Source organism: Peptostreptococcus anaerobius VPI 4330 = DSM 2949 (genome assembly GCF_000381525.1).
GTDB classification, from domain to species: Bacteria; Bacillota; Clostridia; order Peptostreptococcales; family Peptostreptococcaceae; genus Peptostreptococcus; species Peptostreptococcus anaerobius.
The window spans coordinates 5,376-28,591 of the sequence record NZ_KB906606.1 but is presented as its reverse complement, the minus strand read 5'-3'; the positions used below and the strand labels follow the sequence as shown (position 1 = coordinate 28,591).

18 protein-coding genes are annotated in these 23,216 nt (G+C 35.9%); 4 read left to right on the top strand and 14 right to left on the bottom strand.

Annotation, left to right across the window (positions count from 1 at the left end):
* Nucleotides 1-9: 9 nt before the first annotated feature.
* The 9 genes from hisS to scfB all read right to left on the bottom strand — a co-directional run bounded on the left by hisS (nt 10) and on the right by scfB (nt 12,430).
* A complete protein-coding gene (gene hisS / locus F823_RS0100875; protein ID WP_019595260.1) occupies nt 10-1,272 on the bottom strand; it encodes a histidine--tRNA ligase in 1,263 nt (420 codons plus the stop codon).
* Entirely contained in the window at nt 1,262-2,833 is a 1,572-nt protein-coding gene (gene hemZ, locus F823_RS0100870; protein WP_002845204.1) for a coproporphyrinogen dehydrogenase HemZ, read from the bottom strand. Before hemZ ends, hisS begins: the two co-directional genes overlap by 11 nt.
* A 6-nt stretch (nt 2,834-2,839) precedes the next feature.
* Complete coding sequence (locus F823_RS0100865; protein WP_002845205.1) at nt 2,840-3,466, bottom strand: MBL fold metallo-hydrolase; 627 nt, start codon at nt 3,464-3,466, stop codon at nt 2,840-2,842.
* A gap of 9 nt (nt 3,467-3,475) precedes the next feature.
* The gene (gene dtd, locus F823_RS0100860; RefSeq protein WP_002845206.1) at nt 3,476-3,925 is read right to left on the bottom strand and encodes a D-aminoacyl-tRNA deacylase; all 450 of its coding nucleotides are present in this window, start codon (nt 3,923-3,925) and stop codon (nt 3,476-3,478) included.
* Between the two features lie 9 nt (nt 3,926-3,934).
* A complete protein-coding gene (locus tag F823_RS0100855; RefSeq protein WP_002845210.1) occupies nt 3,935-6,154 on the bottom strand; it encodes a RelA/SpoT family protein in 2,220 nt (739 codons plus the stop codon).
* An 81-nt stretch (nt 6,155-6,235) separates the two neighbouring features.
* Complete coding sequence (locus F823_RS0100850) at nt 6,236-6,757, bottom strand: adenine phosphoribosyltransferase (RefSeq protein ID WP_019595259.1); 522 nt, start codon at nt 6,755-6,757, stop codon at nt 6,236-6,238.
* Between the two features lie 14 nt (nt 6,758-6,771).
* Nucleotides 6,772-9,219 carry a single-stranded-DNA-specific exonuclease RecJ gene (gene recJ, locus F823_RS0100845; protein ID WP_002845213.1) on the bottom strand — a complete coding sequence of 816 codons (2,448 nt, stop codon included), beginning with the start codon at nt 9,217-9,219 and terminating at the stop codon, nt 6,772-6,774.
* Between the two features lie 130 nt (nt 9,220-9,349).
* Nucleotides 9,350-11,017 (bottom strand): ABC1 kinase family protein, encoded by a 1,668-nt coding sequence (locus F823_RS0100840; RefSeq protein WP_002843730.1) that lies wholly within the window; start codon nt 11,015-11,017, stop codon nt 9,350-9,352.
* 39 nt (nt 11,018-11,056) lie between these two features.
* Entirely contained in the window at nt 11,057-12,430 is a 1,374-nt protein-coding gene (gene scfB / locus F823_RS0100835; protein ID WP_019595258.1) for a thioether cross-link-forming SCIFF peptide maturase, read from the bottom strand.
* 329 nt (nt 12,431-12,759) lie between these two features.
* Between scfB and F823_RS0100830 the strand changes: the two genes are divergently transcribed.
* Both F823_RS0100830 and F823_RS0100825 read left to right on the top strand, forming a co-directional pair.
* A complete protein-coding gene (locus tag F823_RS0100830; RefSeq protein WP_002845218.1) occupies nt 12,760-13,758 on the top strand; it encodes a hypothetical protein in 999 nt (332 codons plus the stop codon).
* A gap of 160 nt (nt 13,759-13,918) precedes the next feature.
* The gene (locus F823_RS0100825; protein WP_002845219.1) at nt 13,919-15,097 is read left to right on the top strand and encodes a cation:proton antiporter; all 1,179 of its coding nucleotides are present in this window, start codon (nt 13,919-13,921) and stop codon (nt 15,095-15,097) included.
* 173 nt (nt 15,098-15,270) lie between these two features.
* On the opposite strand, the gene F823_RS0100820 is transcribed toward F823_RS0100825, so the two are convergent.
* The 5 genes from F823_RS0100820 to F823_RS0100800 all read right to left on the bottom strand — a co-directional run bounded on the left by F823_RS0100820 (nt 15,271) and on the right by F823_RS0100800 (nt 20,653).
* A complete protein-coding gene (locus F823_RS0100820) occupies nt 15,271-15,927 on the bottom strand; it encodes a hypothetical protein (protein WP_002843749.1) in 657 nt (218 codons plus the stop codon).
* A gap of 621 nt (nt 15,928-16,548) precedes the next feature.
* Complete coding sequence (ptsP, locus tag F823_RS0100815; RefSeq protein ID WP_019595257.1) at nt 16,549-18,264, bottom strand: phosphoenolpyruvate--protein phosphotransferase; 1,716 nt, start codon at nt 18,262-18,264, stop codon at nt 16,549-16,551.
* Nucleotides 18,265-18,417: 153 nt separating this feature from the next.
* Nucleotides 18,418-18,681 carry an HPr family phosphocarrier protein gene (locus tag F823_RS0100810; RefSeq protein ID WP_002843837.1) on the bottom strand — a complete coding sequence of 88 codons (264 nt, stop codon included), beginning with the start codon at nt 18,679-18,681 and terminating at the stop codon, nt 18,418-18,420.
* Between the two features lie 163 nt (nt 18,682-18,844).
* Complete coding sequence (locus F823_RS0100805) at nt 18,845-19,831, bottom strand: N-acetylmuramoyl-L-alanine amidase family protein (protein WP_002845224.1); 987 nt, start codon at nt 19,829-19,831, stop codon at nt 18,845-18,847.
* A 33-nt stretch (nt 19,832-19,864) separates the two neighbouring features.
* Nucleotides 19,865-20,653: an HAD family hydrolase gene (locus tag F823_RS0100800; protein WP_002843786.1), complete on the bottom strand. Its 789-nt coding sequence runs from the start codon at nt 20,651-20,653 to the stop codon at nt 19,865-19,867.
* 180 nt (nt 20,654-20,833) lie between these two features.
* On the opposite strand from F823_RS0100800, the gene F823_RS0100795 reads away from it, so the two are divergent.
* Both F823_RS0100795 and F823_RS0100790 read left to right on the top strand, forming a co-directional pair.
* Nucleotides 20,834-21,880 (top strand): LCP family protein, encoded by a 1,047-nt coding sequence (locus tag F823_RS0100795; protein ID WP_002843798.1) that lies wholly within the window; start codon nt 20,834-20,836, stop codon nt 21,878-21,880.
* A 239-nt stretch (nt 21,881-22,119) separates the two neighbouring features.
* Complete coding sequence (locus tag F823_RS0100790; RefSeq protein ID WP_002845225.1) at nt 22,120-23,088, top strand: LCP family protein; 969 nt, start codon at nt 22,120-22,122, stop codon at nt 23,086-23,088.
* The last annotated feature ends 128 nt before the right edge of the window (nt 23,089-23,216 follow it).

The following is a 23,216-nucleotide window of genomic DNA, read 5'->3' as shown; positions in this document are numbered from 1 at the left end:
TATCTCCTCCTATAACAAGCCTTTAAATTCTTCTACTAGATTGCTAATCTTAACTGACTTTTGCTCACCTGTTTCCATATTTTTAAGCCTAGCCTCGTCCTTTTCAAGTTCTTCATCGCCTATTACAATTGTGTACTTGGCATTTATCTTGTTTGAATACTTGAACTGGGCCTTGAAACTACGGTCAAGGTGGTCCTTATCAGCTGATATATGGTTGTCTCTTAGGTTCTTTAGTATAGCAAATGACTTTAACTTGGCCATCTCTCCAAGAGTTACTATATATATATCCGTTTTATTTGGATTTTCTATTTCTATATTGTTGGCTTCTAGAGTAAGCAGCAGTCTTTCAACACCCATACCAAATCCTACTCCACTATAGCCTTCTGGACCGCCTATCTGTTCTACTAGTCCGTCATATCTACCTCCACCACATACAGTAGACTGGGCACCTAGGTCATTTGATATTATTTCAAATGCTGTCCTCTTATAGTAGTCTAGTCCTCTTACAATCTTCTTATCTACATGGTACTTGATATTCATCTCGTCTAAGTAAGCCTTTAGTTTTTCAAAGTGGTCTTGACAGTCTTCACACAAGTGGTCTGCCATAAGTGGTATATCCTTGATGTTGTCCTGGCAAGTCTGAACCTTACAGTCTATAACTCTCATAGGGTTCTTTTCACGTCTTTCATTACATAAGTCACATAATACATCTGACTTTTTCTCTAAATATTCCTTAAGTAACTTGTTGTATGACTCTCTACATACTGGACATCCAACTGAGTTGATTGATACTGACAGGTCTTTAAGTCCTAATTCTCCCAAGAACTGCATAGCAAGTGATATGGCCTCTGCATCTAGAGATGGTGTGTCACTTCCTACTGCCTCTACACCAAACTGGTGGAACTGTCTTTGCCTACCTGACTGGGGTCTTTCATACCTAAAACAAGGTGTTATATAAAATAACTTTGTAGGCTGGGCATCTGCAAACATCTTGTTTTCTATAAATGCCCTGATCACTCCTGCTGTACCCTCAGGCTTAAGAGTTAAATCCCTATCTCCCCTATCCTTAAATGAGTACATCTCTTTTTGAACTATGTCTGTAGTATCACCTACACCCCTCTGAAATAGTTCTGTGTTTTCAAATATAGGTGTCCTTATCTCTTCATAACCATACATCGAGCATATTTGTCTAAACTTAGTTTCTAGATAATTCCACTTGAATGATTCTTTTGAAGTTATATCCTTTGTTCCTCTTGGAGCACTAATTTTCATTCTTTTCAACCTCCCGCCTCTTTTTTTCTATCATTTCATCAACCCTACTTAGGTAGTGGTCAAGGTCCTTGACATCGTCAACCCTCTCTATCCTATTTTCATCTAGATAGACGAACTTGGATACTGCACCAGCACCTATTGCATAGTTTGACTGTTTTTCTTCCATTATCTGCATATTGTATAGGCATTCTTTACCTTCTTTGGCATAACCAATATTTTCCAGGTTGCCTAGCATATGCTTTTGCCTGTACATATAATATGGATTGTAGCCGTTTTGGGACATGGCATCTCTTGATATTTTTATCATTTCAACCATTTGCCTATATGACGTCAAATCGTCTTCATAGTCTTCTATATTTATCTTCAAGTCTGATGCCCTCTTGAGTGCCAGTGTATGTACTGTCACATTTTCAGGGTTCAGACCAACTATCGTATTCATTGTATGAGCAACCATATCTGGAGTCTCATTTGGAAGACCCAATATCAGGTCCATATTGATATTATCAAATCCCAACTCTCTTGCCATATTAAAGCAGTCTACTATATCCTCAACACTATGACGTCTACCTATCTTGTCAAGTGTGACTTGATTCATAGTCTGTGGATTGATAGATATTCTGCCTACACCATGCTTTTTAAGGACTAGGAGTTTTTCTCTTGTTATGGTGTCTGGCCTACCAGCCTCTACTGTAAACTCCTCAATCCTAGAGAGATCAAATATGTCAAATAGGCCTGTGATTAACCTGTCTAAATCATGAGCCTCTAGGGCTGTAGGTGTTCCTCCACCTATATAAAATGACTCTATAGTCTTGCCTTGCTTTGTAATTATATCAGCTAGTCCCTCTGCCTCTACTAGGAGTGTATCCACATATTGCCCCCTCTTTGACCCCTGTATTCCAAGGGCATTTGATGGGAATGAACAATACAGGCACCTCGTTGGGCAAAATGGTATAGATACATATAGGGAAATCTTGTTCCCATCAAGAGGATATATGTAAGGTCTTTCCCTCTTGGCTATATCTATTATAAGGTCTAGTTTTTCGTCACTTATCAGGTACTCCCTCTTCATGGTATCCCTGATTGTAGACTCATCAATCCCCTCATCCAACTGGCTATGTATCAACTTGACTGGCCTAATACCAGTCAATATCCCCCAAGGTACATTTGCATCGTACTTGTCATTGAGGTAGTCAAACATAGACCTTTGAATGAGTCTTTTTGAGATGGTCTTTACTCTATTATCTATCTTTTTTTGATTGTTTGCAAATTTTTTTTCTTTCAGGTCTATTATATCTTGAGTAGACTTAGAATATACCCTAAGGCCATACTCATAGGCATATGTTGTTGATCGAATATACATAATATGGTCTTTTTCTTCTATATCCAACTTGTTGGCTAGACAAGAAAGCTCAGAAGCCTTTAAGTCCTCTGAGTCCTCTATCTGACTTTCAAAAATTCCGCCATCTACATCTTCTATAAAATCAAAGCTAGATGTAAACAATCTCAAAAATTCAGATATCTCGTATTTATAATTGTGTCCCTTTAGTGCTATATTTAACATTACAACTTATCCTATCAACTGCATATAGTAGTTTACTTTCTTTTCTATACCTAGCTTGGTAGCTGGTCCATGGCCTGGATATACTGTGATGTCGTCTTCCATCTTGCTAAGCTTCTTTAATGACTTGAGCATCTGGTTGTAGTCTCCACCATATAGGTCTGTCCTACCTATAGAATCCTTAAACAAGGTATCACCCGTAAACATATCCATGCCACATCTTATGCACATACCACCCTTAGTATGACCCGGTGTTGCGAAAAATGAGAAGGTATTTTCTCCCATCTTAAGCTTGTCCCTGTCCTTAACATATATGTCTGCATCAAACTCTATACTCTCTGGATAGAACTGGACACTTAGGTTCTTGCTGGCATCATTTAACATTTCTTTTTCATCTATATGGGCTACAATTTTAGCCCCTGTATATTTCTTTAGTTCCTCAACATCACCTATATGGTCTGCATGACCGTGAGTTAGTAGTATGTACTTGACATCTAGGTCAAGTCTTATTATAGTATCAACAGCATCCTTGAAATTAAGGGCTGGATCTACTATAACTGCCTGCCTAGTTTGTTCATCATAGTATACATATGTATTTTCTTGCATCATCCTATCTACTAGCACTTCTAACTTCATCTTTTCCTCCTAAAAATTCTTATTGGAATCGACCAATATTGTAACTGGTCCATCGTTGATCAGTTCAACCATCATATGGGTCTTAAACCTTCCTGTCTCTGTTCTTATCCCCATACTCCTAGCCTTGTCCACAAATTTTTGGTATAGGTTGTCAGCCATTTCAGGTCTGGCAGCTTCAATAAAGCTAGGCCTCCTACCCTTCCTACAATCACCAAGTAGGGTGAACTGACTGACAACTAGTAGACTTGCTCCTATATCCTGAAGAGATAGGTTCATCTTGTCGTTTTCATCTTCAAATATCCTAAGGTTTACTATCTTGTCAACCATATATGTTACATCTTTGTCTGTATCTCCATCAGCAACACCTAGTAGGACCATCAGACCCTTATCTATCTTACCAGTCGTCTCTCCTTCAACTGTGACGCTTGATGAAGTAACTCTTTGAACTACTGCCCTCATACTTGCTCCTTATTTACTATGCACCCTGTAGGCATCGTCAACACCCGGTACATTCATAATTTTTTTCATTACTTGGTTCATCTGGTCAATGCCAGATACTTCTAGGGTAAGGTCTATCGTTATTCCAATATCGTTACCTCTTCTAGCGTAAATGCTGACTAGGCCTATCTTCTCGTTGGATATAACGTGGGTGATTTCGTTTACAATCCCCCTCCTATCATTGGCCTTTAGCTGGATATCAGCCTCAAACCTAGAGTTGTTATCCTCTACCCAAGACACCTTGATCATCTTATTCTTGTAGTTTTCCTTGTCCCTTATAAGGTTCTGACAATCAGACCTATGGACTGTAACACCCCTTCCCCTTGTGATGTAACCTTCTATTTCATCACCTGGCAATGGGTTGCAACATTTTGCAAACCTAACATAGATTCCTTCTAGTCCATCTACTATGACCCCTGTGTGTCTCTTTTCTTTTTTCTTTGATCTATTTTTAGATGCGTCAACCTTGTTGTGGACTTCTACATCCTCCTCAAGGGTTGCCATCTGCTCTTTTTCTTGTTTTCTTACATCTCTTAGGAGTAGGTCCTTTGTCTTTGTAGCAACCTGGTTGCCCATGATACCACCATAGCCTATTGTAGCCAAGAAGTCCTCATAGTTTGGTTGGTTAAACTTGACACCTATCTCCTTTAGGGCTGCCAAAACTTCTGGATCAGTCCTGTTAAGGTGGTTACGTTTTAGCTCCCTATCTAAGATTGCTATACCTCTTTCAATATTTTCTTCACGTCTTTCCTTCTTAAAGAACTGCCTAATCCTATTTCTAGCATTTGAAGTCTTTACTATATTTAACCAGTCACGGCTAGGTCCTAGTGAAGATTGGGACCTAAGTATTTCAACTATGTCCCCATTTTTAAGTATGTGGTCTAGTGGTACAATTCTTCCATTGACCTTGGCACCCACGCATGAGTTACCTACCTTTGAATGTATCCTATAGGCAAAGTCTATTGTAGTTGAACCTGTAGGTAGTTCTATTACCTCACCCTGTGGCGTAAATACATAGACCTGATATGTCAAGACATCATCCTTTAGGGCATCCAGGAATTCATGAGGATCTTTTACGTCCTTTTCCCATTCCATCATCATCCTAAACCACTGTAACTTTTCGTCTAGGGCTGATACATCCTTGTCTGTTACACCTTCCTTGTACTTCCAATGGGCTGCAAAACCATATTCTGCAACCTGGTGCATCTCCTTTGTCCTAATCTGTATCTCAACAGGCTCACCATCAGCACCTATAACTGTTGTATGGAGTGACTGGTACATATTAGGCTTTGGCATTGCTATATAGTCCTTGAACCTACCTGGCATAGGCTTCCACAAAGTGTGTACTACACCCAACACCCCATAGCAATCCTTGACTGTATCAACTATAATCCTGACAGCAGTTAAGTCGTATATCTCGTCAAATGACTTGTTCTTTTTCTTCATCTTCCTATATATAGAATAGAAGTGCTTTGGTCTACCATATACATCTGATGGTATCTCCATCTGCTGGAACTTGCCCTTTAACATATCCACTATATTAGCTATATAGCATTCTCTCTGTTCTCTTTTTTTGTTAACTTTTTTGACTAGGCTATAATATCCTTCTGGATCCAAAAACCTTAGAGATAGGTCTTCTAATTCCCACTTGATGGTCTGAATACCCAACCTGTGAGCTATACCGGCATATATATCTAGGGTCTCCCTAGCCTTATATCTAGCCTTGTTACTGTCCATATATTCAAGAGTCCTCATATTGTGGAGTCTATCCGCCAACTTAATAAGGATTACTCTCATGTCCTTGGCCATAGCTAGAAACATCTTCCTAAGATTTTCTGATTGAGATTCTTCCTTGGTCATATACTGGATCTTACCTAGCTTGGTAACACCATCCACAAGGACTGCTACATCCTTGCCAAACATCTCTTCAATATCTGATTCTTCATACTCTGTATCTTCAACTACATCATGGAGTATTCCACCACATATTGTATCCATATCCAACTGCATATCAGCAAGTATATTGGCTACTGCTAGAGGATGGATAATATAGGGTTCTCCAGACTTTCTAACCTGTCCATCATGGGCTTTTTCAGCTAATTCATAAGCCCTCACTACCTTGTCGAAATCGGCATGGGGGGCATATGTCTTAATTTTTTTTATTAACTTATTTATTTCATTTTCATGCATAAGACTACACCTCCTAACGACTAAATTTCAACGTGTCTTATATCCTATCAGACATTACTATAAACTATATTATATAGGTTCCTATTCTGAATCATATTCTACTAATGTATTCACCTTGTAATTAGATAGTTTATCTCTTCCCTTTAAGAATGTAAGCTCTATAAGGAATTCTAGGCCTACTACTTGGCCACCTAATTTTTCAACCAGCTTAACTACAGCAGCTACTGTTCCTCCTGTCGCTAGTAGGTCATCAACTATAGCTACTTTCATTCCAGGCTTTATAGCATCCTTATGAATTTCTAGAGTGTCGCTACCATACTCAAGATCATATTCAAATGACTCTACTTCTGCTGGCAATTTTCCTGGCTTTCTAATAGGTATAAATCCTACACCTAACTCACATGCCACTGGTGTTCCGAATATAAATCCTCTCGCCTCTGGGCCTACTATGGCTTCAACCCCTAGTCCCTTTAGGTGGTCAGCCATCTGACTTACAGCATATCTAAAGGCTTGTCCATCTGCTATTAGGGTTGTAATATCCTTAAAACCTATACCAGGCTTTGGAAAATCTTGCACGTTTCTAATCTTCTCTTCTAAATTCATCTTTTCCTCCGTTGCTACATACCATAGCTAGTCTTAAAATTATTAATCAAAGACTCCAGTCCCCTTACAAGGCTGTTGTCCTCTAAATTCAATTTATTCTTTGGTTTTGGGAGCATAATATTTTTAAATATGCCCTCATCATAATCTATTTCATAGGATATAAGCTGCTCTGATTCAAGAACCCTAAGTATAGATACCAGCTTGGTAAATGAAATCCTAGTAGCTGCTACAAAGCTAGATAACTTGACATTTAACTCTACTTGTGATGCCAATCTCTTGTATATATCTACAAAGCAATCCCTAGAGAACTCCAAGTCCTTTATCTTGTTCGCTTGGTATATAAAATCTAACTCATCCATATTAAAAATTAATTCTGTATCAGCTAACAATATCCCCTCTAATTTGTCTACTTCTTTAATATTATCAAAGTAGTCATAGATAACAATTTTATTATATACTTTTGAATAGGTTTTATCAATATTTGAAAGGAATATAGGTTTTATTTTTTCACTATTCGATATGTTAATATCTGACATAGCCCTAAAATAACCTTCTATAGTATTTACTATAACAAGAGTATCATCATCAATCTTATTTGATATTTCAATATCTCTTGACGTATCTCTTTTAAACATGTCTCTAAATCTACCTATAGTATCGCAAGAAGTTTTATTTTCTTGTTTATACCCATTTATAGATGATAAACCATCAAAATCTACTATTTTTGACTGGACTTTTAAAATATTATTATGCTTGTATATCTTATCCGGCTTGGATAGTCTAATGTCCTTTATAAGCATCTGAACTGTAGTTCTTCCCTTAAAGGTATTTTCATCCAACTGAAATACAATATCTACCCTATCATCAACAGAAAACTTGTCCATCAAGTGGCCCATATTAAATCCTATACAGTCATATGTATATTCTTTTTCAATAGAGAGTTTAAGGTGGTTTTTATCCTTGCCTATCAGGTAGGCCTTCTTTACCTTATAATCCCTAACCATAAAATACGGCGTTGGATTATTAATACCAAATGGTTCAAGTATATGTAGGTCCTTGACTAGGTCAAGGCTTATCGCATCTTCTTCAAGTTCAAATTCTATATTTATGTTCTCTATAAGATCATCTTTTTTGAGTTCATAATCCGCTATAGCATTTATTCTCTCCCTTAGGGCCTGAATATTTCCTTCTGCCATAGTAAGACCTGCAGCCTGTTCATGACCTCCAAACTTCATCATAAGATCCTTGCATTCGCTCATGGCCTTGAATAGGTCAAATCCCTTTATAGACCTTGCAGAACCAGTGGCTACACCATCTTCTATGCAAAGTAGTACAGTAGGCTTGTAGTATTTTTCTGTAAGCTTTGATGCTACAATACCAATTATTCCATGGTGCCAGCCATGACCTGCCAATACTATTACTTTTTCCTTTTGGTACTTAGAGTCTGAGTCGATCATAGCCTCTGCCTCCATGAGTATCTTGGCTTCAACCATCTGTCTTTCCTCGTTCTTTAAGTTCATGGATTCTGCTAATAACCTAGCTTTTTGTGGATCTTTGGATGTAAATAACTCTACACCCAACCTAGAAAAGCCAAGTCTTCCTGATGCATTTATCCTTGGACCAATAGCAAAGCCAAGATGAGAACTCTTCATCTTTGTGTCTAGTATTGAGCATACACTCAAAAGTTCCCTCATACCAATATTGTTTCCTCTTCCCATTATCTCCAGTCCATTTTTGACTATTATCCTATTTTCATCTAGGACTGGCATAACATCACATATGGTAGCTAGGGCAACTATCTCAAGGTATCTATTTATATTATTGTAAAAGTCTCTATCACCACTAAGGGCATGGATTAGCTTAAAGGCAACACCACATCCACAAATCCCCTTAAAAGGGTATCTACAATCTTCTCTTTTGGGGTCTATAACCGCATAGGCCTGGGGTAGTTTTTCCTGTGGCTCATGGTGGTCTGTAATTATAACGTCGATTCCAAGTTTCCTAGCTGTCTCTACCTCATTTACAGATGTGATACCACAGTCTACACTTATTATCAGGTCTGTTCCCATTTGACCAATCTGTCTTATAGCTTCATCATTTAGACCATACCCTTCTTCAAGCCTATTTGGTATATAAAATTCCACCTGATAACCTATAGATTCAAAATACAGGCACAGTATTGATGTGGATGATACCCCATCTACATCGTAGTCTCCAAATATACATATTTTTTCATTGTTTGATATGGCTCTTTTGATCCTGTCAACAGCCCTATCCATGTCCTTCAAAAGAAATGGATCCCTAAGACTAGTAAGGTCTGGATGCATATAAAGGTCTAGTTGGTCCTCTGTCTCTATGCCCCTATTTATAAGTATCTGACCAATATTGTCATTTATATTAAATTTTTTAGTGACTTCATTGCCCTTGGACCTGCCTAGGCTCTTTACTATCCAATTTTTCATTGTTATATCTTCTTTCCATATAAGTTAGTATTAATTAATCTGGTTGTAAGTTGGTTTTTAATTAATCTTGTTATAAGTTGCTTTTAATTGATCCTGTTATAAGTTAGTTTTTAATTAATCTGATTATTTGCTAGTCTTTTCTATGGTAATTATTCTTAAATATCAGAAATACTAGGGCAAGCCCTATGATGAACGATAAAATGAAACCACATATACCAACAAATTTTATTGTCCTTGACTTTTGTATGTTTTCTGATGCAAGTATAAGGGATGAACCAACTATGCAAGCAGTCAACATTATGGCCATTGAAACCTGAGTCGTAAACTTTCTGATATTTTCTTCTATCTTCGGAGATCTCATCTCTCCTATATCCAACTTTAGCTCATTTTTCTCAAGTATGCTTATAATATTCTTGAGTTGGCCCGGTACAGATACTAAATCAAAATAATATTCATCAAAACCTGATTTTAGGTTATTGATATTCCTCCTTATGTCAAGTTTTTCATGTTTGTAATATCTTATATATGAACTAGCTATTGTCTCAGCTGAAAACTCCTTGTATAGCCCCCTTGACGTCCCCTCTAGGGTAATCATTGTCTTGCCTAGTATAACTAGTTGTGACGGAAGTGATACCCTGTGATTTCTCATAAACCTAAAGGCTTCATCCAGTACTTCAGATATCCTCAGCCTGTCAAAAGGTATATCAAAATAATAGTGAACAAGATATAGTAAGTCTCTTTTTAAACCTTCATCGTTTGAGCTCTTGCTAATCGCATCCATGTCCGCCAGTATCCTTATTATCTTGTCTACATTCTTATCTGTAGCAGCCAATATAAGTTGGTTGAGTTGGCCTAGTGTCTTATCATCTATCAGGCCGACCATTCCAAAGTCTATATATGCCAACCTCATATCGTCCATTACAAATATATTTCCAGGATGTGGGTCTGCATGGAAAAATCCACAAGTCATAACCTGCCTAAAAAAAGACCTCACACCTATGTCGACTATTTTTTTCTTCTTGTCATCAGATAATTTATGACTAGATATATCTGATAGGCATAGGCCATTGACCTTTTCCATTACCAACAATCTCTTAGTAGTGTATTCATCATATATCCTAGGTATAAATACTTCCTTGCTGTCCTTGAATATATTTCTAAGTTTGGTACCATTGACTGCTTCAAACTTGTAGTCAAGCTCTCTTACTAGCTGCATCTCCATCTCAGAGATAAGATCGTATATGTCTACATTCCATTCTTTTTTTAGGAACTCAAGGTTGGATGATAGCCTCTTTAAGATTTCTATATCAGCCTTTATAGTCGATTCTATATTAGGCCTTTGTATCTTTATAACTACATCTGTACCGTCCTTTAACCTTGCACTATAGACCTGACCTATTGACGCTGCAGCTATTGGGCTTTCACTTATATACGAAAAGACTTCTTTTCTGCTTACTCCTAGCTCCTTGTCCAGTAGGTCCATGGCTATATAGTCATCAAACTGCTCAACATCATCTCTTAACTTTGAGAGTTCACTAATTATATCATCGTCAAATAAATCTTTTCTGGTGCTTATAATCTGCCCTATCTTGATATAGGTAGGTCCGAGTTCTTCAAAGGCAAAACGCAACCTCTGACCTGTAGTCATTTTTTTGACACTAGAACCCGGTCCATGTGTAGTCACATTTCCCGCCACAGACTCCTTATTTAGCTTGTCTACAATGAAACCAAAACCGTACTTTATGAGTACGGTTGCAATTTCCCTGTATCTTCCTAGATATTTATAGCTGACTCTCATATATCTCACCTACTTTTTATTGGTACTATTATGTAATGCCTATTCTCCCTCAGTTAAAAGCTTAGCCTGGATCATAATTGCACATTCTGTTCTCTTCTTCTGCATCTCACAACCCAAGTCATATGGCTTTGTGATATCTCCGTTAAAGTTGATGGCATTTGCGTGGCAACCACCTGAACAGTAGAACTTGTTCCAGCACTTCCTACATGATTCCTTATTATATACATGGGCATTCCTAAACATGCTCTTTATATTTTCTGGAATAACTATCTCTTCGTCATTTATATTCCCTAATATAAATCCTTCCTTGCCTACAAACTGGTGACATGGATAGATATCTCCGTTTGGAACTACAGATATATATTCGTTACCAGCTCCACAACCTGTAATCCTCTTGATTACACATGGACCCTGGTTTAGATCTATCGTAAAGTGGAAGAATTTATTTTTTTCTCCCTTTAATTGTCTCTCAGCTAGTTCAGCTGCATAGTTTTCATATTCTTCAAAGATCTTTGGTAGGTCTTCTTCTCTTAGGGCAAATGGGTTTGTCTCATCATCAACAACCGGCTCAACTGATGTAAGTTCAAAGCCAAGATCATAGAAATGATTTACGTCCTTCGAAAAATCTAGGTTGTCTCTAGTAAATGTACCTCTTACATAGTAGTACTTGTCCTTTGGCCTCTGTGCTACTAGTTTCTGGAACTTAGGAACTATAAGGTCGTAACTACCCTTGTCATTTAGGGTAAGTCTCATTCCATCATTTACCTCTTTTCTACCATCTAGTGATAGGACAACATTATGCATATGTTCGTTTATAAAGTCTATCTTTTCATCATCAAGTAGGACACCATTTGTTGTTATTGTGTATCTTATGTTCTTGCCTGCTGGTTTTTCTACCTCTCTACCATAGGCTACTAGGGCCTTGACTACCTCCCAGTTCATAAGTGGTTCACCACCAAAGAAATCTATCTCAAGGTTCTTTCTACTTCCTGAATTGGCTATCAAATAGTCTATAGCTTTTTTACCTACTTCAAGTGGCATTAGTTCTGCTTTACCACCAAAGTCGCCCTGCTTGGCAAAACAATACTTACATTTTAGATTGCAGTCATGGGCAACGTTTAGACAGAGTGCCTTGACAACTGGCTGCCTGTTTACAAAACTAGGATGGAACTCATACTCATCTTCTGAGTACAATAGCCCCTCTTCAACAAGTCCCTCAATTTCTTCATAAGCTTCTCTCACCTTGTCCTCTGAGAACTCTCCAGCAAGTAGGTCTACTATATCTTCTACTTTCTTATCTTCATAATAATCTAAGACTCTATATGTAACATCATCTACAACGTGGACAGCACCGCCATTCACGTCTACTACGATATTGTATCCATTCATATTGTACTTGTGTATCAACTTCAAAATATATTCCTCCCTTGTTATATTTTATAAATTGTATAATGCCTCGCCTATACTATAGAAATCCTATAGTATAAATTTAAAGTCTACCTTGTATAATAATATATAAAAATTTACAAATCAGCTTTACATTTTATTATACCACAAATTGTATACAATATAAAAAAATATTCTACCTATATCACCAACATTATAGGTCTAACACTCTAACCTATGCTTTAGCTTTAAAATTAATCAAATAAGTAGTGTCTTGTCTAATTTCCAGTTTGGTGTTTTTAAATCTATATATTTATGGTATAATAAGGTTTATATAATCATGGAGGTGAGTAAATTTGAAATTGTTAAAGAAGTTTCTTGTTTCTTCCTTGGCTATAGCGATATCAGTATCAGCTGTTGCTTGTGGCCCAAGTAAGAAAACAACAGAAAAACAATCAGAAACAAAGACCGAAAAAACTGAATATATAACTAAGATAACGAAAGATAATGTAGAACAAGTTGTAATAGAATACAAGGAAATCTTGTCATACTACAATGACTTAAAAAATAACCTAAAAACTCTTAGTGATGTAAGCAATAACAGTAATCTTGAGAGTGATGCTATAGCTGCAAAAGACTCCATCAAGAATGGAACTACACTACTTGCTAGTGTAAAACCTAAGTACAAGCCTTTGGAGGATGCTAAAAAGATACTAGTTGACATGTATGATGTATCTGAAACAATGGCTGAGGACGTAGTTTCAAATCCTGATAAGTATAAAAAAGACCTAGAAGAATATGACAAATACTTCAAAAAGTTCAAGGACTTGATGGATGAGATACGTAAGGATGTAGAAAAGGTAAGAGGTAAATCACCTAAGACAGAAGATCAAAAGGATGATTTAGTTACTGAAGTAGCAGAAAAAGACAACAAAGATAAGGACAAGGACAAGAAGGACTCTGATAACTCTTCAGACAATAAGTCTAATGACAAGGACAGAGACAATGATTCAAACAGCAGAAGTGGATCAGACAGAGGCAGAAATTCAGGTGATTCTTCTAGCACTATCAGGACAAAACCAGGCAACTCAAGTAGTTCAGGATCAAATGATTCACAGGGCTTTGTTCCAAAGGTATCAAGCCTAAACAACAGCATCAGAAATGAAATTAAATCTGCAGGTTATAGTGCAGGTGCAAATTTCAAACAGAGCGGTGGTTCAGAAGCCCAGATAGAGCAGACTGCAGGTCAGTTATTCGATGATCTAGAAGGCGACAATCCTATACAAGGAAGTCAGGTCTCTGAAGCAAGAGCAATATTTATAAGTGCATTTAGAGCTGCCTACTATTCAAGATAATACCTATCCCCTAGATTTAATCTGGGGGATTTTTTTATTCAAATTTTGGTAAAAGTTTTTTTGTTTAATTTTTCTATTTAATTCAATAATTCGCACTTGTATGTTATAATGGATATATTGTGTACAATTCAAATTTTTCAAAACTATATAGGAGGTTAGTATGCTTGATTATTCATATTTATTAAGTATCTCTATTATTTTAATTTCCACGAAATTTCTTGGAAGTATTACTGAGAAAATAAATCTTCCCCAAGTAGTTGGTGCCCTTGTAGCAGGTATTTTAATAGGACCCGCTGTATTTAACATTGTTCATGACACTAGCTTTTTGGATAGTGTTTCTCAGATTGGTGTTATCATACTAATGTTTATGGCAGGTCTTGATACAGATATGGGCCAGTTAAAAAGAAAAGGTTTGTCCTATCTCTTAATAGCCTTATTCGGTGTGATTATACCATTGATTGGTGGCTCTATAGCCTATATGTGGTTCTTCCATCTAAATCCAGGTAACCAGCAGGATTTATTGATGGCTATATTTATAGGAGTAATACTTACTGCAACTTCTGTCAGCATAACAATAGAGGCTCTAAAAGAGCTTGGATATGCTAATTCTAGTATAGGTAATGCCATACTTGGAGCCGCTATAGTGGATGATATTATAGGAATTATTGTACTTAGTATAATCTGTAGTTTTAAGGACTCAAACATACACGTTTCTACTGTAATTATTAAAATAGTTATTTATTTTATATGTATGTTTATACTGTCTCTAATAACAGTTTTTGGAGCAAGATTTTTGGACTTTAAGGAAGATAAAAGGCGTATTTCTGTATATGTACTTGCATTTGTATTTTTTGTAGCCTATATTTCAGAAAAATATGTAGGTATTGCAGATATCACTGGTGCCTACCTAGTGGGTATGATATGTTCTAAGTTTAGTATACGAAACGAGATTATCAAGAAAACCAATGTCATGTCTTACCTATTCTTTTCACCTATATTTTTCGCTAGTATAGGACTTAAAACGGAACTAGGCAACTTTACTAAAGAGCTAGTTATTTTCTCAATGATCCTGCTAGTAGTAGCCATCATAACTAAGATACTGGGCGCAGGATTAGGGGCTAGAATATGTGGATATGACAGGTTCGAATCATTGAATATAGGTATTGGTATGGTGTCTAGAGGAGAGGTAGCCCTTATAGTTGCACAAAAGGGATTCAAACTTGGTCTTATAGACAAGCGTATGTTCTCACCTACTATACTGGTGGTAGTTGTAACTACGATTGTTACTCCTATAATACTTAAAAAGACCCTGTCCCTAAAAAAGATCCAGAACCCCTAGCTAATGAATACTTATAAATACACGATTATTTATTAACTTTCATATATAGTAGGAACAAGGGAGTATCTATCAAATCAAATATTTATAAAAATATAAAGCAAAAACCTGTGGTGACCCACAGGTTTTTACTTTAAGTGATTATGGTAGTTTTGTAAACAAAACGTGATAGCAACTTAGAAACCTAGGGCCATTTTCAAGTCCTTGTTTCTCATATCTATATCTAGATTGTCAGTTTCATTCATTATAACTGAGTAACGATTACCATCTACAAAGAATACTACTACTTTTCTTCCTTCATGATTATATTCCCTGTATTTCTGCATTTCTTTTTTGCAGACTCTTGATATAATATCTAGGTCGCATTCATCTTTAGCTAACTGGAATTTTGCATCTGACTTGTAAAGTAAGTTTACTAAATTCCTCTCTTCTCCTATTTCATATATCCTGTATTTCTTAACTATTTTCTCTAACTGGTCTTCAGTAAGGGCTACAGATATAGCATCTCCCTTGTCATTCTTATGTATCATACCATACTCATCCTGTATATGTACTGGTATCAATTCACTCTCATGAACATCCATTATTTTATCAAAACGAACATACTGCTTATTGCTTACATACCCTTCATTCTTTATCTCCATAAATCCAGGTATATGTCCTATACAAAATGATTCTATTGAATCCTTGCAGAACTTATTAGTTATTGGCAGGATCTTTATAGCATCCTTCGCTTCATCAATATCCAATACTACAGCGTAGTCTAATGAATAAGTTTCCTTATCAGCTTCATCCAAGGCAAAAAAGTTATATCTAACAATATCTCCTAACATACTAAAATCCTCCATCACATATTTTATTTTATCTAGGAAATTGATTTCCAATTAAATAATAACATATTTATGTGCGCTCGTCTATAGCTTTAAGCAAGATATTTTCATATGGGAAAGCGTTAAACAAAAGTGTCCCACCATATATTTTTTGTAAATATTGATAATTTGGCAATTTGAGTTAATTTTATTAAATATAAATACCAAAAAAATTTTAGTTGTACTTTTTGTGTCCCACTATATTTGTAGGTCATTTATTTTATATGTAATATACTAATTGTGTTTTTTAGTTTGTTTAAATACTTTTTTATGATTATACCCATATTTATATGTTCGCAAAGACAAGATATATAAGTCATTTATCATATATATGACTACTATTTATTTTCAACCCGTCTTATTTCGATGAAGAGTAATTACCAAAAACCAAATACAATTTTGGTATTAATCGCTCAAAACCAAATCCAATCTTGGTCTTCATAAAAATAGCGTTGGTATGCTAAGTTTCACCTTATGGCAAAACCCATAACTACCAACGCTAAAATATACATACATATTTGACTTAACTTATTAGAATACAATACATATAATTTGTTATCTTTTAAATCTATCTTTTCAACTTAATTACTTACTAGCAATAAAGTCCTTCATATAACTTTCTATTTCTTTCGCTGTTCCAAATTCTAACACCTTGTCAGAAAGAGCCTGCATATCTTTTTCTGATACTGAGTTTATCAGCCTTCTAGCCCTTAATATAGAGATTGGTGACATTGAGAACTCATCTAGTCCAAATCCTAGAAGTATTGGTATCATCATCTGGTCTCCAGCTGACTCACCGCACATACCTACCCACTTACCTTCAGCATGAGCATTCTTGATTACCATCTTGATAAGTCTTAGAACTGCTGGATTGAACTGGTTGTATAGGTAAGATATCTTCTGGTTCATTCTGTCAACTGCACAAGTGTACTGGATCAAGTCATTTGTTCCTATTGAGAAGAAATCAACGTGCTTTGCAAGTAGATCTGATATTACAGCTGCTGATGGTATCTCTATCATCATACCTATTTCTACATCATCTGAATATCCTAATCCCTCTGCCTTAAGATCAGACTTCACTTCTTCACATATAGCCTTAGCAGCTAGTAGCTCTTCAAGTGAAGATATCATAGGGAACATTATTCTTAACTTACCATAAACAGAAGCTCTAAATAAGGCCCTTAACTGAGTCTTGAATATATCTGTCCTATCTAGGCATAGTCTTATAGCCCTGTATCCTAGGAATGGATTCATTTCCTCTTCCATCTCAAAGTAACTTAGCTTCTTGTCTCCACCTATGTCTAGTGTTCTGATAACTACTGGCTTTCCTTTCATACCTTCAAGAACCTTCTTGTAGGCTTCAAACTGTATTTCTTCACTTGGGAATTCATCACTATCCATATATAAGAATTCTGTTCTGTATAGTCCAACACCCTCTGCGTCATTGTTGATTAGACCTTCAAGGTCGTTTGGTGTACCTATATTACCAGCTAGTTCAACGTGCTTTTTATCAGTTGTTACAGATGGCTGACCCTTTAATAATTCAAGAGCCTTTTTATCTTCTTCAAATATTCTCTTCTTTTCCTGGTATTCAGCTACAACATCTTCTTCTGGGCTGACAATTACAATACCCTTGTCTCCATCAAATACTATCATATCTGAATCCTTAACCTTGTCAGTGACATCACTTAGACCAACTATAGCAGGTATTTCTAGTGTCCTAGACATTATAGCAGTGTGAGATGTTCTACCACCTATATTTGTTAGGAATCCTAGAACTTTTTTCTTGTCCATAGTCGCTGTATCAGATGGTGTAAGGTCATGGGCTATTAGAACTACCTCATCACTTAGGTTTGAAAGGTCTATTATCTTAATGCCTAGTATATGTCTAAGAACCCTATTCGTTACGTCCTTTACATCGGCTGCCCTTTCCCTCATGTAGTCATTATCCATTGACTCGAATATAGAAACGAACATATCCTTTACTTCATTTAAGGCATACTCAGCATTTAATGATTCATTCTTTATCTTGTTTTCTGCCTCTCCTATGAATTCAGGGTCTTCTAGAACCAATAGATGGGCACCGAATATTTCAGCTTCTTCTTCCCCTAATTCCTTGGCTACCTTTTCCTTGACAGCACTTAATTCTTTTTTTGATGTATCTACAGCAGAGTTTAGCTTTTCAACTTCTACTTCTACATTTACATTTTCTTTCTTTTCAATTACCATCTCCTTGTGCTCTAAAACAAGTGCCTTACCTATAGCTATACCAGGAGATGCTCCTATACCTTTTATTTCCATAATCAATTCCTCCAATTTAAGCAAGGGTCAATCTCCATAATTATAAAACTATATATGACCCCATTAAACAGTTCACCTAATAATCAGTATTTACGAATAATAACTATCCATAAAAAAGATGCCAAGAGACTAACTCCTGACATCCATAATAGACTATTTTTCACCGAAACCGTTTTCAACTAATTCTACCATTGAGTTTAGTGCTAGTTCTTCGTCTTCACCATTAGTTACTATTGTCACTTCTGTACCCTTAGCTAGTCCAAGCTTCATTATACCCATTATTGACTTAGCGTTTACCTTTTCGCCATTGTGTATCAATTCAACACTTGACTTAAATTCTGATGCCTTCTTTACAAACATACTTGCAGGTCTTGCATGTAGACCAGTTTCATTGATTATTGTTACATTCTTTTCCATAATTTACCTCCAATTTAAATTCAAATTATTTCTTTTACTTTATCATTTAATGACCCATTGGTCGTTTTGTGTCCTAGTTGGACTTAAAAAATCTCGCTAATTATATTTTACTCTAAAAACGGGAAATTTTCCATATCTTTTTGAATTATATTCATAAAATTATCTATCTAAAATTTATCCTGTCTTTTATTATGTTTTTACGGTTTTGATCTATAAACCTCAATATACCCTCACTTATTCCATTGGCCAATTCTTCCCTTGTAGATGGGGTCTCTAATATCTCTACGTCTTCCTTGTTGGTAATAAAACCTGTATGGACAATTACAGATGGCATCTCGGCATACCCAAGTATATCATATGTAGCCTCTCTAATGCCCCTGTCTTTAAATTGTACAAAAGATAGGCTGGTAGACTGTATTTGCTCCGCCATAGACTTAGACAATTCTTGCCTTACATTATTTTTGGTATCACCAGTCTTATCATCCTGACCCTTGTTGTCACCTATATCCTTATCTTTGTCTGTAGATTTTTGACCGTATTTGTCATCGGAATTTTTATCATTTATCTTGTCTGAAGATTTATCTGCAACTTTGCCATTATTAGATTGGCTATTATTTTTTTGATTTTCCTCATCGATAATAGACTTTTGGGCTATTGATGCAGAGTTTGGGTTTGAATAGTATACATCCATACCACTCGCTTCGTTGCTGCCACCTTGGGCATTTATCCTGATAGATACCAAGATATCACCCTTGTTTTTCTTTGCAAACTTAACCCTCTCCGCAGTGGTCATTGAGTTGTCATAACTACGAGTTAATTTAACATTTACATCTGAATGCTTTGATAAATTAGCTTCAACCAACTTGGCTATATCTAAATTCAAGTCTTTTTCATATTGACTTCCCCTGAAGCCAACCAAGCCTTTTTCTTTACCACCCTTGGCAGGATCAATTATTATATTTATTTTTCTATTTTCTTCCTCTTGTATTTCCTCTGCAGTTTTAACCCTTGGTATTGGTTCTGGATTCCTCTTCTTTTCTATAAAGTTGCCTATGCCAGATATTATCCTAAATACTAAATATAAAACAAAGACAAGTACAAGAATTACAAATATAAGCTTTTTCTTATTAATCCTCTTTCTTTTCGCCATTTTACACCGCCATCTATCTTATATATATCCATTTTAGTCGATATTAAATCTTTCTTTTATCACTTGTATTACACCGTATTCATTATTGCTAGGAGCTGTAAACCTAGCCACTTGCTTGATTTCGTCAGCAGCATTGTCCATTGCATATGAGTAATAAACACTTGTCATCATTTCAAAATCATTCATCTCGTCACCAAAGGCCATAATTTCATCCATGCTTATGCCCATTTTTTCTGCTACTGCCTTTATACCTGTAGCCTTATTTGCACCCTTAGGAATTATATCCAACCATTCATTACCTGATGTACAAGCCTTGGCCCAATCGCTGACTAATTCGGATATTTCTTCTATATCCTTGTCATGCCCATTTGGTGAATATACAGATATCTTAAGTGGTAGTAAATCTAAGTTCCTAAAACTATCAATATACTCATATGCTGGAAGGTATTTTCTAATGTTTTCCATTGACTCAGGCGATAGGTCATCTACATAAGTACAGTTTTTAGTACAATATATAGTCTTCTTGTCTTCAAGTTTTTCTACCTTATCTAATATCATATCTCTAACCTGAGCTGTCATGCATTCTTCACGGATTATTTCGCCTTCATATTCTACTAGAGTTCCATTTTCAGCTATAAATACAATGTCATCTTTTAAAGTAGGAAACTCCTTCTTTATGCTAGCCATCTGTCTACCACTAGCTACGCCGAATTTGACTCCTTTATTCAATAGCTCCCTTATAACCCTTTCGTATTCTGGACTCTTTTGCTTGTTGTCATCAAGAAAAGTACCATCCATATCTACCACTACAAATTTTATCATCTAATCCTCCTATTTCACTACAATTTTTCCATAATCTATTCTATTATACCATATTAATACCCTGTATTTCCATATAAACACCTAGTCAAAATAAATAATCAAATTTTATATATGGTATTTACTATAGTAATCATATCTAATATAATATATATGTGATTTTAAAGAAAGGAAGGTGAGGACTTGTCTGGACTTAGAAAATTTGTTATTTTTCTACTTGTTCTAGTATTGACCATACCAGCTGTATTTGTAGGCCTAATGTACTCAAAACTAAAGGCTATGAATGTAGATGGTAATTTCTCTATGTTGGCTTCACAAAACTATAAATATGACAATGCAATTACCAATATCTTGCTTGTCGGTAGTGATGCTAGACCAGGAGAAGAAGTCTCTAGATCAGACTCGATGATGATACTGACAGTCGACACTAAAAATAACAAACTAAAACTGACTTCACTAGGAAGGGATACCTATGTCGCTATAAAGGGACATGGATACGAAAAACTTACCCATGCATATGCATATGGTAAGGAAGAATTATTGATAAATACCATCGAGCAAAACTTCAAATTGGATATTCAGAACTATGCCAAAGTCGATTTTTACTCATTTATTGATATTATAAATGCCCTTGATGGCGTTGAAGTGACTGTTACAGAAGAAGAAATTGGAGAACTTAACAAGTTTATACCAGAATGTCACAAGTGGGATAAGAAAAATAGAGATAATAAAATCCAGTATGTAAAAACAGCTGGTAAACATCATCTCCTAGGATATCAGGCTCTTGCATTTGCCAGAATAAGACATAACGACGGTACTATGCAAAGAGATGATAGACAAAGGCAGGTAATAGAAGCTATAATGCAAAAGGTAAAATCAACTTCTATCACCAGGTATCCAGCTTTATTAGATGCAGTTAAACCATATGTTAAGACAAATATGAATCCAAAAGATATACTTTATCTGGGTATGGATATATTGAAAGTTGGAGATCTCAAGTTAGACACTATGCAGTTCCCTCTTCACCCTGAAAATGAAGTAAGGCTTCCTGCATCAGGATATGTAATACCGTTTGAACAGTATGAAGTAAAGCTTCTTCACTCATACATATTCGACAATGTTAAACCAACAGCTGATACGATTAAAAAGGCAACTCAGGAATGGAAAAAATCTGGAGAAACTACCCAGTATATAAACGACCCTGAGTATATGTCTAACGTTGGTTATTAGATTAGTTGAGCAATATTATTTGAACGATATATTATTAGCTAGATAAATTCAAGTAATTCATAGCTCTACTCTAAAATTTACAATTAAACCACCTGGGCTCTAGGCACTCCTAATGGTTGGATTTTTAGATCTAACCCTTGAGAGTCACTTGAGCTTCAGGTGGTTTTTAATTTATATTTATGGTTAACTTAACCTTTCTATAGTAAACTTAGGGCAATTAAAAGAAAGGATATAATAATATGAAAATACTTAGAAGAATAGTAAAGCTTCTTTTAGTAATGGTCATTGTTATTCCAATCATAGCTTATTTTTTAACATTTAAGATATCTGGAGTAATCCACGACAAGAACATTGATACAAGTAGTTTAACTGAATACAGTCACTCTCACAAGGATGGCATTAAAAATATCCTTATAATGGGTTCAGATGCACGTCCAGGAGACAAAGTTTCTAGAAGTGATTCACTTATGATTATGAGTATTGACTCTATTCATGATGATGTTAAAATAACATCTCTTGCTAGAGATACCCTAGTAAATATAGACGATCATGGCAAGTCAAAACTTACCCATGCCTATGCTTTTGGTAAGGAAAAATTGTTAATCAAAACTGTGGAAGATAATTTTGACATAGATATAGATGACTTTGTAGCAATTGACTTTAAATCGTTTATGGCAATAATTGATGCAGTCGGCGGCGTTACTGTAGAGGTCAAGGACCATGATATAAATGAATTAAACAAGTTTATACCTGAAACATATTCTTGGGATACACGTCAAGACAAGGGTGATATGCAGCTAGTCAAGTCAAGTGGAATCCAAAAGCTTAATGGTTACCAGGCTCTATCATTTGCAAGGATCAGGCATAATGACAGTGCTTTTGGTAGGGACAACAGGCAGAGAATGATACTTTCTAGCCTTATGAAGGAATTAAAGGCTACATCAAAATTTAAATATCTATCTATATTAAAAACTGCCGCTCCATATATAACTACAAATATGGACACAATGAAACTTATCAAGTATGGACTTAGTATCATGACTAAGGATATATCTAATATAAAGCAGATGGAGTTTCCACTAGTCGATAATCCAAAATACACTACTAGCGGTATATACGGATCACATGGTTGGGTAATAAGGTTTGACCCTACTTCTGTTTCTTTCCTAAAAGACTTTATCTACAATGATATAGACTACAAAAATTAGGCAGCTCTCATTATTCAATATAAATATCATTCCAATCATGACCACCCGTCCAACGGGTGGTTTGCACACGGGCTATAAGCCCAAGGGTTACCGGCCAGCGTCTAAAGGCGCTGGCTTTCACTCTGTTC

Coding starts and splice junctions, on each gene's coding strand:
- hisS (WP_019595260.1), bottom strand. CDS start 1,272: ATGAAAATTAGTGCTCCAAGAGGAACAAAGGATATAACTTCAAAAGAA.
- hemZ (WP_002845204.1), bottom strand. CDS start 2,833: ATGTTAAATATAGCACTAAAGGGACACAATTATAAATACGAGATATCT.
- F823_RS0100865 (WP_002845205.1), bottom strand. CDS start 3,466: ATGAAGTTAGAAGTGCTAGTAGATAGGATGATGCAAGAAAATACATAT.
- dtd (WP_002845206.1), bottom strand. CDS start 3,925: ATGAGGGCAGTAGTTCAAAGAGTTACTTCATCAAGCGTCACAGTTGAA.
- F823_RS0100855 (WP_002845210.1), bottom strand. CDS start 6,154: ATGCATGAAAATGAAATAAATAAGTTAATAAAAAAAATTAAGACATAT.
- F823_RS0100850 (WP_019595259.1), bottom strand. CDS start 6,757: ATGAATTTAGAAGAGAAGATTAGAAACGTGCAAGATTTTCCAAAGCCT.
- recJ (WP_002845213.1), bottom strand. CDS start 9,219: ATGAAAAATTGGATAGTAAAGAGCCTAGGCAGGTCCAAGGGCAATGAA.
- F823_RS0100840 (WP_002843730.1), bottom strand. CDS start 11,017: ATGAGAGTCAGCTATAAATATCTAGGAAGATACAGGGAAATTGCAACC.
- F823_RS0100825 (WP_002845219.1), top strand. CDS start 13,919: ATGCTTGATTATTCATATTTATTAAGTATCTCTATTATTTTAATTTCC.
- F823_RS0100820 (WP_002843749.1), bottom strand. CDS start 15,927: ATGTTAGGAGATATTGTTAGATATAACTTTTTTGCCTTGGATGAAGCT.
- ptsP (WP_019595257.1), bottom strand. CDS start 18,264: ATGGAAATAAAAGGTATAGGAGCATCTCCTGGTATAGCTATAGGTAAG.
- F823_RS0100810 (WP_002843837.1), bottom strand. CDS start 18,681: ATGGAAAAGAATGTAACAATAATCAATGAAACTGGTCTACATGCAAGA.
- F823_RS0100805 (WP_002845224.1), bottom strand. CDS start 19,831: ATGGCGAAAAGAAAGAGGATTAATAAGAAAAAGCTTATATTTGTAATT.
- F823_RS0100800 (WP_002843786.1), bottom strand. CDS start 20,653: ATGATAAAATTTGTAGTGGTAGATATGGATGGTACTTTTCTTGATGAC.
- F823_RS0100790 (WP_002845225.1), top strand. CDS start 22,120: ATGAAAATACTTAGAAGAATAGTAAAGCTTCTTTTAGTAATGGTCATT.